Annotated in this window: 12 protein-coding genes and 1 riboswitch; of the genes, 8 read left to right on the top strand and 4 right to left on the bottom strand. The window is 58.2% G+C overall.

Features of this window, described 5'->3' with window-relative positions:
• The first annotated feature begins 157 nt into the window (after positions 1–157).
• The 7 genes from aerA (at position 158) to thiH (ending at position 8730) form a co-directional block, all read left to right on the top strand.
• Positions 158–1639 (top strand): beta-barrel pore-forming toxin aerolysin, encoded by a 1482-nt coding sequence (gene aerA / locus AB5Y98_RS14580; RefSeq protein ID WP_139433122.1) that lies wholly within the window; start codon positions 158–160, stop codon positions 1637–1639.
• Positions 1640–1744: 105 nt separating this feature from the next.
• A riboswitch (TPP riboswitch) is annotated at positions 1745–1858 on the top strand.
• 276 nt (positions 1859–2134) lie between these two features.
• Complete coding sequence (thiC, locus tag AB5Y98_RS14575) at positions 2135–4126, top strand: phosphomethylpyrimidine synthase ThiC (protein WP_368232161.1); 1992 nt, start codon at positions 2135–2137, stop codon at positions 4124–4126.
• Positions 4123–5733 (top strand): thiamine phosphate synthase, encoded by a 1611-nt coding sequence (gene thiE, locus AB5Y98_RS14570; protein ID WP_368232160.1) that lies wholly within the window; start codon positions 4123–4125, stop codon positions 5731–5733. Before thiC ends, thiE begins: the two co-directional genes overlap by 4 nt.
• Positions 5723–6499, top strand: coding sequence for a ThiF family adenylyltransferase (locus AB5Y98_RS14565; protein ID WP_368232159.1), 777 nt, complete (start codon positions 5723–5725; stop codon positions 6497–6499). Before thiE ends, AB5Y98_RS14565 begins: the two co-directional genes overlap by 11 nt.
• Complete coding sequence (gene thiS, locus AB5Y98_RS14560) at positions 6496–6702, top strand: sulfur carrier protein ThiS (protein ID WP_042009043.1); 207 nt, start codon at positions 6496–6498, stop codon at positions 6700–6702. Before AB5Y98_RS14565 ends, thiS begins: the two co-directional genes overlap by 4 nt.
• Before the next feature lies 1 nt (position 6703).
• Positions 6704–7471 (top strand): thiazole synthase, encoded by a 768-nt coding sequence (locus tag AB5Y98_RS14555; protein WP_368232158.1) that lies wholly within the window; start codon positions 6704–6706, stop codon positions 7469–7471.
• Between the two features lie 122 nt (positions 7472–7593).
• The gene (thiH, locus tag AB5Y98_RS14550; protein ID WP_368232157.1) at positions 7594–8730 is read left to right on the top strand and encodes a 2-iminoacetate synthase ThiH; all 1137 of its coding nucleotides are present in this window, start codon (positions 7594–7596) and stop codon (positions 8728–8730) included.
• A 793-nt stretch (positions 8731–9523) separates the two neighbouring features.
• On the opposite strand, the gene AB5Y98_RS14545 is transcribed toward thiH, so the two are convergent.
• The 4 genes from AB5Y98_RS14545 to AB5Y98_RS14530 form a co-directional block, all read right to left on the bottom strand.
• Positions 9524–11683 carry an AAA family ATPase gene (locus AB5Y98_RS14545; protein WP_368232156.1) on the bottom strand — a complete coding sequence of 720 codons (2160 nt, stop codon included), beginning with the start codon at positions 11681–11683 and terminating at the stop codon, positions 9524–9526.
• A gap of 232 nt (positions 11684–11915) precedes the next feature.
• Complete coding sequence (locus AB5Y98_RS14540) at positions 11916–12458, bottom strand: GNAT family N-acetyltransferase (RefSeq protein WP_368232155.1); 543 nt, start codon at positions 12456–12458, stop codon at positions 11916–11918.
• A 32-nt stretch (positions 12459–12490) separates the two neighbouring features.
• Complete coding sequence (locus AB5Y98_RS14535) at positions 12491–12928, bottom strand: GNAT family N-acetyltransferase (RefSeq protein ID WP_017787373.1); 438 nt, start codon at positions 12926–12928, stop codon at positions 12491–12493.
• Positions 12929–13053: 125 nt separating this feature from the next.
• A complete protein-coding gene (locus AB5Y98_RS14530) occupies positions 13054–13686 on the bottom strand; it encodes a Vat family streptogramin A O-acetyltransferase (RefSeq protein ID WP_368232154.1) in 633 nt (210 codons plus the stop codon).
• 221 nt (positions 13687–13907) lie between these two features.
• Between AB5Y98_RS14530 and AB5Y98_RS14525 the strand changes: the two genes are divergently transcribed.
• Positions 13908–14489, top strand: a complete 582-nt coding sequence (locus AB5Y98_RS14525; protein WP_206866288.1) for a penicillin-binding protein activator LpoB — start codon at positions 13908–13910, stop codon at positions 14487–14489.
• Positions 14490–14526 lie beyond the last annotated feature (37 nt).

Genomic DNA, 14526 nt, shown 5'->3' with positions numbered 1-14526 from the left:
TTCAATTAATTACTTTATTAATGTTATACATGCATCAAAACGTGGTCTGGATCGCATATTGAAGCCAATATGACTGATATTGTCGTACTCACATGTCACCTGCGGATATATAAGCGTTGGTGAATGTATGTCAATGTTTCAATATATTGGGGTTGCTATGCAAAAACTAAAAATAACTGGCTTGTCATTGATCATATCCGGCCTGCTGATGGCCCAGGCTCACGCGGCAGAGCCCGTCTATCCAGACCAGTTGCGCCTGTTCTCGCTGGGTCAGGAGGTCTGTGGCGACAAGTATCGCCCTATTACTCGAGAAGAAGCGCAGAGCGTTAAAAGTAATATTGTCAATATGATGGGCCAGTGGCAAATAAGCGGTCTGGCCAACGGCTGGGTAATAATGGGACCGGGTTATAATGGTGAAATAAAACCTGGCTCGGCGTCCAATACCTGGTGTTACCCTGTCAATCCTGTTACCGGAGAAATACCCACCTTGTCAGCCCTGGATATTCCAGATGGTGATGAGGTGGATGTGCAGTGGCGACTGGTACACGACAGCGCGAATTTCATCAAGCCAACCAGCTATCTGGCGCATTATCTCGGTTATGCCTGGGTGGGCGGCAATCACAGCCAATATGTCGGTGAAGACATGGATGTGACCCGCGATGGCGATGGCTGGGTGATCCGTGGCAACAATGACGGCGGTTGCGAGGGTTATCGTTGTGGCGAGAAGACGTCCATCAAGGTCAGCAATTTTGCGTACAATTTGGACCCCGACAGCTTCAAACATGGTGACGTGACCCAGTCTGATCGCCAACTGGTCAAGACGGTGGTGGGCTGGGCGATCAACGACAGTGACACCCCGCAATCCGGGTATGACGTCACCCTGCGTTACGATACCGCCACCAACTGGTCCAAGACCAATACCTATGGCCTGAGCGAGAAGGTGACTACCAAGAACAAGTTCAAGTGGCCACTGGTAGGGGAAACCGAACTCTCCATCGAGATTGCGGCCAACCAGTCATGGGCATCCCAGAACGGGGGTTCTACCACCACCTCCCTGTCGCAATCCGTGCGGCCGACGGTGCCGGCCCGCTCCAAGATCCCGGTGAAGATCGAGCTCTACAAGGCTGATATCTCTTATCCCTATGAGTTCAAGGCCGATGTCAGTTATGACCTGACCCTGAGTGGCTTCCTGCGTTGGGGTGGCAATGCCTGGTATACCCATCCGGACAATCGCCCGAACTGGAACCACACCTTCGTCATCGGGCCGTACAAGGACAAGGCGAGCAGCATTCGCTACCAGTGGGACAAGCGTTACATCCCGGGTGAAGTGAAGTGGTGGGACTGGAACTGGACCATCCAGCAGAACGGCCTGTCTACCATGCAGAACAACCTGGCCAGAGTGCTGCGCCCGGTGCGGGCGGGGATCACCGGCGATTTCAGCGCCGAGAGCCAGTTTGCTGGCAATATCGAAATCGGTGCGCCCGTGCCCCTCGCGGCGGATGGCAAGGCTCCTCGAGCTCTCAGTGCGAGAGGGGGAGAACAGGGCCTGAGACTGGAGATCCCGCTCGATGCGCAAGAGCTCTCCGGGCTTGGCTTCAGCAACGTCAGCCTGAGCGTGACGCCAGCAGCCAATCAATAACGGCAGTGCGTTGTAGTGATGGAACCGGGCCTCTGGCCCGGTTTTCGTTTGCACTGGTCGGGCTTGTTAAAGGCTTGTGCTTTCCATTTCCCCACTTATACTGGCGCCATCTTGTCGGAGTGCTGACCGTCGAACGACGCTAAGCTGAGACCGTTAATTCGGGATCCGTGGAACCTGATCAGGTTAAGACCTGCGAAGGGAAACAAGGGTAACTTGCGGGTTACCGCGCCGGGGCAAATCCTCGCTCATCAGGAGCAGGGCTCCACCCATCAAGGGCACCGCCCGCGATGGCTCAGGCGCAGAGGGGGAGGCTGTCCCATCCGGTCGTCCATAGGGCGCCGGGTTTCCAGACTAGGGAAACACCGGGATGGCAGAGCTGGGAAGATCCATGCCCGACTCACTCCCCCCGAACACATCCCGCCGCAAGTTCATCTTCTCCTCGAACTCCAGACAAGCAAACACCCATAACTTCAACCAGTTAATGTGAGTTTTGCTATGTCTACCAATATTTCTGATACCACCAAATCCAGCCGCCGCGAGCAGCGCTCCAGCGCCCAGACCTTTATCGACAACCTCAAGGGGATGGCCCACCCCAACTCCCGCCGCATCTTTATCCAGGGCTCCCGCCCCGATATCCGGGTGCCCCTGCGGGAGATCCAACTGGCGGACACCTTCGTCGGCGGCACCAAGGAAGCCCCCCAGTTCGAGCCCAACGAGCCGGTGCCGGTGTACGACACCTCGGGTCCCTATGGGGAAGACGCCGCCCCCATCGACGTGCGCCGCGGTCTGCCGCGCCTGCGCGAGGAGTGGGTGCTGGAGCGCGCTGACACCGAGGCGCTGGAAGGGCTGAGCTCCACCTTCACCCAGGAGCGCCTAGCCGACGAGGGGCTGGATCACCTGCGCTTCGAACACCTGCCGAGCGCCCGCCGCGCCAAGCCGGGCCGCCGGGTGACCCAGCTGCACTATGCCCGCGCCGGCATCGTCACCCCCGAGATGGAATTTATCGCCCTGCGCGAGAACATGGGCCGCGAGCGGGTTCGCTCAGAACTCTTGCGCACCCAGCATCCGGGTCAGGGCTTTGGCGCCAGACTGCCGGAGAACATCACGCCGGAGTTCGTGCGCGATGAAGTGGCCGCCGGCCGCGCCATCATCCCCAGCAACATCAACCACCCGGAAGCGGAGCCCATGATCATCGGCCGCAACTTCCTGGTGAAGATCAACGCCAACATCGGCAACTCGGCGGTCACCTCCAGCATCGAAGAGGAAGTGGAGAAGCTGGTCTGGTCCACCCGCTGGGGCGCCGACACCGTGATGGATCTCTCCACCGGCCGCTACATCCACGAGACCCGCGAGTGGATCCTGCGCAACAGCCCGGTGCCCATCGGTACCGTGCCCATCTACCAGGCGCTGGAGAAGACCAACGGCATCGCCGAAGACCTCACCTGGGAGCTGTTCCGCGACACCCTGCTCGAACAAGCCGAGCAGGGGGTGGACTACTTCACCATCCACGCCGGTGTCTTGCTGCGCTTCGTGCCCATGACCGCCAAGCGCCTCACCGGCATCGTCTCGCGCGGCGGCAGCATCATGGCCAAGTGGTGCCTCTCCCACCACAAGGAGAACTTCCTCTACGAACATTTCCGCGAGATCTGCGAGATCTGCGCCGCCTACGACGTCAGCCTGTCGCTGGGTGACGGCCTGCGTCCGGGCTCCGTCTATGACGCCAACGACGAGGCCCAGTTCGCCGAACTGCGCACCCTGGGCGAGCTCACCAAGATCGCCTGGGAATACGACGTGCAGGTGATGATCGAGGGCCCCGGCCACGTGCCCATGCACATGATCGAGCGCAACATGACCGAGCAGCTGGAGCACTGCCACGAGGCGCCCTTCTATACCCTGGGCCCGCTCACCACCGACATCGCGCCGGGTTACGATCACTTCACCTCCGGCATCGGCGCCGCGCTCATCGGCTGGTACGGTTGCGCCATGCTCTGCTACGTGACCCCCAAGGAGCACCTGGGCCTGCCCAACAAGGAGGACGTGAAGCAGGGGCTGATCACCTACAAGATCGCCGCCCACGCCGCTGATCTGGCCAAGGGCCACCCGGGCGCCCAGATCCGCGACAACGCCATGTCCAAGGCGCGCTTCGAATTCCGCTGGGAGGATCAGTTCAACCTGGCGCTGGATCCCGACACCGCCCGCGCCTACCACGACGAGACCCTGCCCCAGGAGTCCGGCAAGGTGGCGCACTTCTGCTCCATGTGCGGCCCCAAGTTCTGCTCCATGAAGATCACCCAGGACGTGCGCGACTATGCGGCCAAGCTGGAGGCGGTGGAGATCAAGATGGTGGGCATGGACGGCCAGCAGGAGCGGGTGGTGGCCGAGGTGGAGAGCGGCATGGCGCGGATGGCGGAAACCTTCAAGGAGACCGGTGGGGAGATCTACCACCAGGCGGCGACCCTGAAGCAGGCCGCAGGGGAGGAGGCGTGAGCAGCGAGCGCGGGGCTGTCAGCCCCGCCGACCTGTCCGCCATGACGGCGGCCCCGCGTCCCGTGGTCTGGACCATAGCGGGATCAGACTCCGGCGGCGGCGCCGGCATTCAGGCCGACCTGCACACCATGCACGATCTTGGCGTGCACGGCTGCTCCGTCATCTCCGCCATCACGGCCCAGAACTCGGTGGCGGTGAAGATGGTCGACCCCGTGCTGATGCAGACCTTCACCGCCCAGATCGACGCCCTGGGGCTGGATCTGCCACCCGCCGCCATCAAGATTGGCCTGCTGCCGACCCGGCTGCACGTGGAGGTGCTGGCCCGCAGGTTGTCGACCGTCGAGGCTCCCTTCGTGGTCTACGATCCGGTGGCCATCGCCAGCACCGGCACCCCCATGGCGGAGCCCGGCATGCTGGTGGCGGTGCGCGAGCACCTGCTGCCGCGCCTCTCCTTGATCACCCCCAACGGCCTCGAGCTGGAAGCCCTGACCGGCCTGCCGGTCAGCAGCCCCGAGCTGGTGCGCCTCGCCGCACGGCTGCTCCGTGAACTCGGTGCCCGCGCCGTGCTGGTCAAGGGGGGCCATCTGGAGTGGGGCGGGGATCTCTGCCTCGACTACTACCAGGACGAGTCCCGCGAATTCTGGCTCGCCGCGCCGCGCCTCGATACCCGCCACGGCCACGGCACCGGCTGCTGCTACGCCAGCGCCATCGCGGCCGTGGTAGCACAGGACTACCCGGTGGAGGACGCCATCACCCTGGCGCGCGCCTACCTGCAACAGGGCTTGGCAGCTGCGCAGGGGGTGGGCGCGGGCCCCGGCCCCATCGCCCACCTGGGTTGGCCAAACAATCTCGCCCACTTCCCCCGTGCCGTGCTGGCAGGCTCAACCCTGGATCGCCATTTCGGCCTGTATGAGACAAGCAGTGCCCGCCTGCCGCAGGGCCCCTTTGCGCCGACCGAGCAGAGCCTTGGCCTCTATCCGGTAGTGGATTCGGTCAAGTGGCTCAAGCGCCTGCTGGGGGCCGGGGTCAAGACCATACAGCTGCGCATCAAGAATCTGCCCGCCGCTCAGGTGGCACCGGCCATTCGCGATGCGGTAGCGCTCGGTCGCCGCCATGGGGCGCGGCTCTTTATCAACGACTACTGGCAACAGGCCATCGAGGCGGGCGCCTGGGGCGTGCACCTGGGGCAGGAGGATATGGAGACCGCCGATCTCGCCGCCATTCAGGCGGCCGGGCTGCGCCTTGGCATCTCCACCCACGGCTACTTCGAGCTGATGCGGGCCCGCGAGCTGGCCCCCTCCTATATAGCGCTCGGCCATATCTTCCCGACCAACACCAAGGCGATGCCTTCGCGCCCTCAGGGGCTGGCGCGGCTGCACCGCTACCGCGCCCTGATGTGCGACTGGCCTACGGTGGCCATCGGCGGCATCAGCGAGGAGCGGGTCGCGGCGGTAAAAGAGAGTGGGGTCGGCAGCATCGCCCTGGTCTCGGCCATCACGGCGAGCGACGACTGGCAGGGGGCGACCGAGCGGCTGCTCGAGGCCGTGGGGGCGGGGGATGAGCCATGCTCGGCCTCTGCCATAAGGGAGGTGGAACATGCTCTCTGATGTTGAGTATTTGCGATATGGCCGCCAGCTGATGCTGGCGGAAGTGGGGGAGGCGGGTCAGGCGCGGCTCAAAGATAAGTCCGTGCTGATCGTCGGCTTGGGCGGGCTTGGCTCGCCGCTCGCCCTCTATCTGGCCGGGGCCGGTGTGGGCACCTTGTGGCTGGCCGATGGCGATACGGTGGATTCCAGCAATTTGCCGCGCCAGATCCTGTTCGACTCCGAGGCGGTCAACCACTCCAAGGCGGAGCTGGCCCGCGAGCGCCTTAGCCAACACAACCCGCTGGTGGAGCTGATCGCCATCAATCAGCGCCTCGATGCCGCCAGCCTGCCGGAGTTTGTGGCAGAGGTGGATCTGGTTGTCGACTGCTGCGACAACCTCGCCACCCGCCAGGCCATCAACGCCGCCTGCGTGGCCCAGGGCAAGCCCTGGGTCTGTGCCGCCGCAGTGGGCTGGCAGGGACAGCTTATGGCACGAGTAAACAGCGATCACGCCTGCTACGCCTGCCTCTATCCGCAGGATACCAAGGTGAGCCAGAGCTGCGAGACCAGCGGCGTCACCGGCCCGCTGGTCGGAGTGATGGGCTCCCTGCAGGCGCTGGAGGCACTGAAACTGCTGCTCGGGATGCCGAGTCCGGTTGCCGGCACATTGCGCCGTTTCGATGCGCTGGCCCATCAGTGGCAGACCCTCACCCTGGCCCCCGATCCCGATTGCCCGGTTTGCGGGCAGCGCCGATGCCCGACACACGATAAGGAAATCACCCCATGACCTTGACCATTCGACTCAACGATAAAGCCCAGCCGCTGGCGGCAGGGCAGAGCGTGGCCGACCTGCTGGCTGCCCAGGACGTCCATCCCCAGGGGGTGGCGGTGGCCCTTAACGGCGCCGTGCTACCCCGTGGCCGCTGGGCCGAAACCCGTCTCAATGACGGGGATGAACTCCACCTCTTTACCGCCATTGCGGGAGGCTGACATGCTCACCATTGCCGATCACACCTTCTCCTCGCGCCTCTTCACCGGCACCGGCAAGTTTGCCCGCCCGGATCTGATGGCCGCCGCCATCGAGGCAAGCGGCTCCCAGCTCGTCACCATGGCCATCAAGCGCCTCGAACCCGGCAAGGCCCACGACGATATCCTGAGCCCGCTTTTGAAACTCGGGGTCAAGCTGCTGCCCAACACCTCGGGCGCCAAGACCGCCGCCGAGGCGGTGTTTGCCGCCCACCTCGCCCGCGAGGCGCTGGGCACGAACTGGCTCAAGCTCGAGATCCACCCCGATCCCCGCTATCTGCTGCCTGATCCCATCGAGACGCTCAAAGCCGCCGAGCAGCTGGCCAAAGAGGGCTTTGTGGTGCTGCCCTACTGTGGTGCCGATCCCGTGCTGTGCAAACGGCTGGAAGAGGTGGGCTGCGCCGCCGTGATGCCGTTGGGCGCCCCCATCGGCTCGAACCAGGGGCTGGTGACCCGGGAGTTTCTCTCCATCATCGTCGAGCAGGCCAATGTGCCTGTGGTGGTGGATGCGGGGATCGGTGCGCCGAGCCACGCCGCCGCCGCCTTTGAACTGGGCGCCGACGCCGTGCTGGTCAACACCGCCATCGCGGTGAGCGGGGACCCGGTCGCCATGGGCCGCGCCTTCGCGTTGGCCTGTGAGGCAGGCCGTAGCGCCTATGAGGCGGGCCTGGGGGCGCGCGGCGTGCAGGCCCAGGCCTCCAGCCCGCTGACCGATTTTCTGGGGGCGTTATGAGTCATGAAACAGGGGCGGCCATGAACACTTCCCCTTTGCACCAAGCACAGCCAGAGGATTGCCCCCCTCTCGGCTCTTCACAAAATAAGGGAGAGGGGCTGGGGGTGAGGGCGCCGGGGGCAATGGAATCAGAGACCGCCCCTTCCTTTCTCGACCGTTGGCAGGCGCTGGAGTGGGACGATATCGGCATGCAGATCCGCGCCAAAACTGCCGCCGACGTGGCGCGAGCGCTAAGCGCACCCCGCCGCACCCTGGCGGACTTTATGGCGCTGATTTCCCCGGCCGCCGAGGCGTATCTGCCACAGATGGCGGCCGAGGCCGAGCGGCTGACCCGCCAGCGTTTTGGCAACACCATCGGCTTCTATGTGCCGCTCTATCTGTCGAACCTCTGCGCCAACGACTGCACCTACTGCGGCTTCTCCATGAGCAACCGCTTGAAGCGCAAGACCTTGAATAACGAGGAGATTGAGCGCGAGTGTCTCGCCATCAAGGCGCGCGGCTTTGACAGCGTGCTGCTGGTGACCGGCGAGCACGAACACAAGGTGGGGCTCGGCTATTTTCGGCAGGTGATGCCCATCATCCGCCGCCACTTCAGCACGGTGGCGATGGAGGTGCAGCCCCTCTCCCAAGACGAATACGCTGAGCTCAAGACCCTCGGCCTCGATTCGGTCATGGTCTATCAGGAGACCTACCACGCCCCCACCTACGCCCGCCACCATCTGCGCGGCAACAAGCGGGACATCGCATGGCGTCTCGCCACGCCGGATCGGCTCGGCCGCGCCGGTATCGACAAGATAGGGTTGGGGGCGCTGATCGGTCTCTCCGCGGACTGGCGTGCCGACAGTTACTTCGTCGCCGAGCACCTCGCCTGGCTTGAGCGCCACCACTGGCAGAGCCGCTATTCGCTCTCGTTCCCGCGCCTGCGCCCCTGCACCGGTGGGCTGGAGCCTGCCGTCATCATGTCGGATCGTCAGCTGGCCCAGCTTATCTGCGCTTGGCGCCTCTTCTCGCCGACCCTGGACTTGTCCCTCTCGACCCGGGAATCGCCGGCGTTTCGCAACGGTGCGGTGCGTCTTGGCATCACCCAGATGTCGGCAGAGTCGCGTACCCAGCCGGGGGGCTATGCGGACGGCGGTGAGGAGGAGCTGGAGCAGTTCGCCATCCATGACGACCGCCCGGTGGGTGAAGTGGCTGCCGCCGTGCGGCAGGCCGGGTTGCAGCCGGTGTTCAAGGATTGGGAACCCTTCCTGGGCCGATAGGGGCGGCCACGCCCCTCTTTGCCAGTGGTATACGGGGAGTTCAGTCAAACACCGTGCCTGTGGCAAGCAGGCACGGCTGCGCCGTGCAATCGTAGGGTCGATTAGCCGTCAGGCGTAATCGTCCGGGGGGATAGTCGATGGCACGGCTTTGCCGTGCAGGACGCGAGGCCTCTGGCCTCGAAGGGGTTTCGCCCGCCCTTCGGGCCGGGGCGAGTGACTTTGGAAAGACCCAAAGTCACCAAAGGTCTTCTCCCCCGCTTATTCGCCCGACTTACGTCGGGTTCCTTCGGCTCACCCGCTTGTCCGACGGCACACGCCGACGGGCCGTCCATGGCCCGGCGCCGCTCGCTCGACATCCTGTCTCGCGGCCTGGACAAGCGGGCTCGCCTCAGCGAATAAGAGGGGGAACCAAGGTCATGCCTACCGTCAGATGCCACTCTTGCCATTATGGGAGCTGCTAGCGATTCAATCCTTACTGTGGAAATGAGATGTATGTTTCTGTATTAATTGACAAATAACACTGTTTGTTGTCTCCTATCAGCCGTTGCCGCCTTTCACTTCTCTTGCTTAGCCACATGCAAGCTCGCAGAGGCCCTGTGAGGGATGTCAGTGTCCAACACTGTCGTTTTCGGACGAGGAGGCTGCCATGAAACACAAATGTGTTCCTGTACGGCGCTACCAACGCTTTCGTTTTGGTCGCTGGGAAGATGTGTGCAAACACTATCGCTCCCTGCCCAATCGGTAAGTGAGGTATACCAAGGCGGCAACATCTTCATTATTTCTCCCCGTGCTGTTATGCACTGATCATTTTCTGGTAGTGTTCTTCATCTCCTGTTTTTTCAAATATGTTTTTGAAAATGTCTAGGAAGCGTTGATAATCACCGACACTGATATCTGTTATATTGATCGCATCAGAGTGAGAAGAACGATTTAAGTATCTATAAAGAACTTTGAATTGATGATCTGTTTGCTCTAATGCTGTAATTACCTTATGTAATTTGTCATTCTTGTGTACAAATGCAAAATAATGTTCCAGTATGTTTCTCATTGCATTTGGAATAAGTGGAGACCAATTCCCGGTTTCTTTGAAGTCTCTAATGGCAAGCCAATAGAGTTCATAGTCATTTTTTATTTCATCCTTTCCTAGAGAATGTATGTTACTGTATTCATCTTTCTTAACCCGATAGAGGTCATACAATTTTTCTAATTTATTAGATTCCGATTGCTTTAGTAGCTCATGGTAAAAAAATAAATTATGAGTCAAGACAATAGATTGACCGTAGTTTTCTTCAAAGATATCCTTGTGAATCATTGTGGCAACATCATATATATAATTTGATGATAGGCTGGATATGGGGTCATCAATAACAATAGTTTTTTCATTTTTTGGAGTAGTGCAATCGTTTCTGTTTATGTCACCTTTAACTAACTCAATGAAATAGACAAGTGTGATTAATGTTTTTTCACCCTCACTAAGAGTATGATATACCGCGTCTGTTTCACCACCCCTATGAATGCAATATGTTCCATCATGATGTTTAACTAATTCAAAGCTATCTAAACCTATAGATTTAAGTCTATTATTGATCGCGTCTAAGGCAGAATCGATACCAACAATACTTCCAGCAAGATCTCTAATATATTTATCTATAGTTGCAAGTTCACTTTTTAGTTTTACAACAATGTTATGATTCTTTTCTATTTCAGAGTCATTTATTTTTAATTCTTTTTTATAATCAGAAAAGACTCTGCTCAGAGCTTCATTTATCAATCCCCAAAATTGTTTTTCTATATTGGACTCAGTGACTTTTTTCTGTGCTAACTGTGAACTAAATGCATCAATCTCTTGCCTGGTCATATCAATAATGGCATTTATTTTTCCAGCCAATTGCTCTTGATCAATTAGAGTTATGACTTCTATGGGGTGTTTTATTTTATGCGCAACCATTTCATTGTTTTTCTCTATGGCGTCAATGAATGCTTTCCGAGCACTCTGGTATTCTTGGTCGCTTTCAATGTAAGCTAATTTGTTACTATTTAAGTACTCCTTGACAGAGTGAATATATACTTCATATTCTTCTTTATATTCTTCAAGGCTAGATATTGCATCTTCATAGTGGGTGTCGAAAACTTGTTCAATTTGCTCTTTAAATTCACTTGTAGGTGTCTTTTGACAGAATGGGCAGACATTCGTATGTTCAATATACTTACGCCCATCTCGAACCCAATGTTGGCTATTCAACTTTTCTATAAGTGATGATAAATAAGATGTTGATGTATTTACGAGAGGAGAACCAAGTAGAGTATTGATATTGACATCTGTTTTATGAATAGTTATAAACTCAGGTTTAATTGGCACTTCAACCGAGAAAGCATCGATTTTTTCTTTTTCTTTTATTAACTCATCTAGTGTGAATTCATTAATTTTACGGCCTGATTCGGCTGCACTAAAGAACGAGGTTTTTTGAGCTCTTCCTTTTAGGCAGTATGATAAGGCATCATGTTGGTAATGTTTTTTATGTGAATAAACGGAATCTTGATATTTTTTTAGAATTTCATCTCTTGACTGCCTAATTCCATTGCTTTGGATCTCAGCTTCACTGATTTGAGTGGATTTTAGTTCCCTCTGTTTTTCTAGCTCCACTATAGTAGCTTGAGCATTTGAATCATCCTTTCCAACTGTAAATACACCTGGTTGGGAGGCTGATTCATAAAATGATTCTCTAATGAAGTCGCTGTTATAGACATAATATCTTGTCTTTTCATCGCTTTGGACATTGGATTGTTGGCTAAGCTGCTCTCCTTTTGCATGGGCGCTTATTAGGCGACCTATGGTACTTTTTCCACTACCATTCTGTCCAAAGAAGATTGTTCTTTGTTTACTCAGTGTTATTGTTGTGGGTGTTGTAGGATGATATGAGGTAATATTTTGGAGTGTAATTGATCTGATCATTTTTATACCAAAATTAAGTTGTTCAAACTAAAGATATAAATACACTTATCAGTTTACTGTTGTGCAAGTCTCATATGAAGTGCAGATATGTTGAAATGTGATGTATCTATGACTTCGAAGATATGAGAGCACTTAATATGTTTGACTAAAGCATGGAGTGGAAGGGGGAGGTTGCCATGACCATCATCCACCTATGACAGATAAGCCTAGAAAATCCACCCTGCAATAGAAATCAGCCTGTTGGAACAAGAGAATAAATAAGTGCATCAATAGGCTGACCATGGAGGAAAATTCGATTCCTTGCTCTGCACTCAAAGGTTGCCCCTGCGGCGAGGGCGACGGCTTCGCTGGCGCTGTTGCCGACTCCCATCACGATCTCCAGCCGAAATAGCCCCAACTGCTGAAAGCCAAAGTCACGGAGCAGGGCGACCGCCTGTCGGGCGATGCCTTGTCCTTGGCGGGACTGTCGCACCCAGTAGCCGATATTGCCGTAGCGATGATGGGGGGCCAGCTGGTTGATACCGGCGCCACCCAAGAGCTGGCCGGTGGTGGCGCAAAAAATGCCCATATCAAAGGCGCGTCCCGCCGCGCGCTCCTGATCGCAGATGGCAAACCAGGCCAGCGCCTGCTCCCTGTTGAACGAGGGAGTGCACCAGCTCATCCAGCTGCCGACCGTCTCGACCGATTCGTGGGCCGCGCGGACAAACTCGTCGGCATCGCCCGCTTCGAAGGGGCGAATAACGAGTATGTCGTTGGCAAGGGGCTGGAATGTCATTGGCTGTCCTGCTTTTTCATCTGGATGATTGGTCAGGACTTTACGACGGCAACCCGCTTAAGCCCCATACCAACACTGGCAGGAGCCGTGAGCGAGAAACCGAATTGTTGATAGAGTCGGTAAGCCTCCCCATCTGCCAGCAAGCTGACATAGCCTGACTCCGGTACTTCGCGGGCGATATAGTCCGCGATCTCCGCCATGATCTTTTTGCCTACCCCCTGACCCTGATATTCAGGCAGTACTGCAATATCAACCACTTGATAAAATGTCCCGCCATCTCCGATGATGCGACCCATGCCGATGGCGGTCTGACCGCAAAATATCTGGACGGCAAACAGCGTATTGGGCAGACCAAGCTCTGCGGCTTCAAGCGTCTTTGGGCTAAGTCCGGCAGCGGTTCGAAGATAGCGATAGGTTTCGACGGGCGGCGTTGAGTGGACGACAGTGAAAACGGGTGTTGGTGCGGTCATTCGGGTAACTCCATGTAGGGCCTGATTGTTTTAAATGCCCATGTAACGCACTGATCTGGTGATGGATCCGTGCTCTCCAGGGCTGTAGGGGGAGGTTCTTATCAATGTCTCCAGGTGGGCAGCTATCACCCCACCCTCTCCAACTCGCCAATTTCCCCGCTGCTTATCAGCGGCAGGTGGCGGCTAATTTGCTCCACCGGCCAGTCCCACCAGGCGAGGGCGTTGAGGCGCGCTATGGTGTCGTCGTCGAAACGGTAGCGGATCACTTTAGCCGGGTTGCCACCGACCACGGCGTAGTCGGGCACATCAGTGGTGACTACGGAGCGGGCGGCGATGATGGCGCCGTTACCGACCTTGACCCCCTGCATTATCAGGGCGTCATAGCCAATCCAGACATCATTGCCGATGATGGTATCCCCCTTGTAGGGGAGGCTGCCCGGGGCGGGTGCGGCATGCTCCCAGCCGTTGCCGAAGATAAAGAAGGGGTAGGTGGAGAAGCCGGAGGTCTGGTGGTTGGCGCCGTTCATGATGAACTTCACCCCGCGGGCGATGGCGCAGAACTTGCCGATGATCAGCTTGTCGCCGATGAAGGGGAAGTGGTAGAGGACGTTGCGTTCAAAGCCCGCCGAATCCTCCGGGTCGTCGTAATAGGTGTAGTCACCCACCTCGATATTGGGCCCCTTGATGGTGTTCTTGATAAAGCACACCTGGGGGAAGCCCGCCATGGGGTGCGGGTTGGCGGGGTCGGGTCCGTGCATGGGGGCACCTCTGGCGTCTGGGCTCAGGCTACCCTAACGGAATCGGGTGAAGCCTGGCCACCCTTTTGTGCCCTCCGCTTCGCCAGTCTCTGTCGCCCTGTGGTGGTGGGTGCATCGACCCCGCCGGGGTTTGTCTCTAGCATAAGGAGGATGCGGGGCAGGGGCTCCGCCATGCGGGTGGTGGTTGATGCCCGTTTACGGACTTCTGGCGGAGAGAAAAGATGAAACTGCGTTCCTTGTTGATGGTGGGGGCCCTGCTGCTGGGCGGTTGTGCGGTCAATCCCTACGGCGGCACTCAGGCTCCGGTGAGTGAGCCGGATGCCCCCGTGGTGCAGCCGGACAAGCCGGTGACCAAGCCGGATGCCGGGGCGCCGTTGCCCAAGCCGGTGGCGCCGACCGGGTTGGCGCTGGCCATGGCCGATGCCTTTGTGCAGGCCCCCGAGGTGCGGGAGCTGGCGCAAACCGGTCAGCCGGTGCTGCTGCTCACCCCGCCCCAGAACGGCACCGGCGAGCCGGTGGATACTCGCGCCATGGCGGCGGCCATGAGCAAGCGCATCCAGAGCAAGAGCGGTTTTCGCTTTGTCGACCCAGGTCAGGTGGCGGCCATCACCGGCCAGCTTGAGTATCAGCAGGGCAGGATGAACCCGGCCTCCCTGGTGCGGCTCGGTCGCCAGACCGGCGCCAGCTACATGCTGTACGGGGATCTGGTGGCCGAGGGCAGCCGCTATCGGCTGTCGATGACCCTGATGGAGCTGCGCAGCGGCGAGCTGCTCTGGAGCGGCAGTCGCTCCGCCAGCCACTGATCAAGCCAGCGGCCGATCAAGAAGAGGGTTGAGTGCC

The organism is Aeromonas sp. s3 (assembly GCF_040907805.1).
GTDB lineage: Bacteria > Pseudomonadota > Gammaproteobacteria > Enterobacterales > Aeromonadaceae > Aeromonas > Aeromonas dhakensis.
The sequence above is the reverse complement of the archived record's forward strand: the minus strand, read 5'-3'. Positions and strand labels throughout refer to the sequence as shown.

Bases quoted from the DNA above. Each gene is read 5' to 3' on its own strand.
- AB5Y98_RS14530 (WP_368232154.1), bottom strand. From the start codon at position 13,686: ATGCACGGACCCGACCCCGCCAACCCGCACCCCATGGCGGGCTTCCCC.
- AB5Y98_RS14545 (WP_368232156.1), bottom strand. From the start codon at position 11,683: ATGATCAGATCAATTACACTCCAAAATATTACCTCATATCATCCTACA.
- AB5Y98_RS14540 (WP_368232155.1), bottom strand. From the start codon at position 12,458: ATGACATTCCAGCCCCTTGCCAACGACATACTCGTTATTCGCCCCTTC.
- thiS (WP_042009043.1), top strand. From the start codon at position 6,496: ATGACCTTGACCATTCGACTCAACGATAAAGCCCAGCCGCTGGCGGCA.
- AB5Y98_RS14565 (WP_368232159.1), top strand. From the start codon at position 5,723: ATGCTCTCTGATGTTGAGTATTTGCGATATGGCCGCCAGCTGATGCTG.
- aerA (WP_139433122.1), top strand. From the start codon at position 158: ATGCAAAAACTAAAAATAACTGGCTTGTCATTGATCATATCCGGCCTG.
- thiC (WP_368232161.1), top strand. From the start codon at position 2,135: ATGTCTACCAATATTTCTGATACCACCAAATCCAGCCGCCGCGAGCAG.
- AB5Y98_RS14525 (WP_206866288.1), top strand. From the start codon at position 13,908: ATGAAACTGCGTTCCTTGTTGATGGTGGGGGCCCTGCTGCTGGGCGGT.
- thiH (WP_368232157.1), top strand. From the start codon at position 7,594: ATGGAATCAGAGACCGCCCCTTCCTTTCTCGACCGTTGGCAGGCGCTG.
- AB5Y98_RS14535 (WP_017787373.1), bottom strand. From the start codon at position 12,928: ATGACCGCACCAACACCCGTTTTCACTGTCGTCCACTCAACGCCGCCC.
- AB5Y98_RS14555 (WP_368232158.1), top strand. From the start codon at position 6,704: ATGCTCACCATTGCCGATCACACCTTCTCCTCGCGCCTCTTCACCGGC.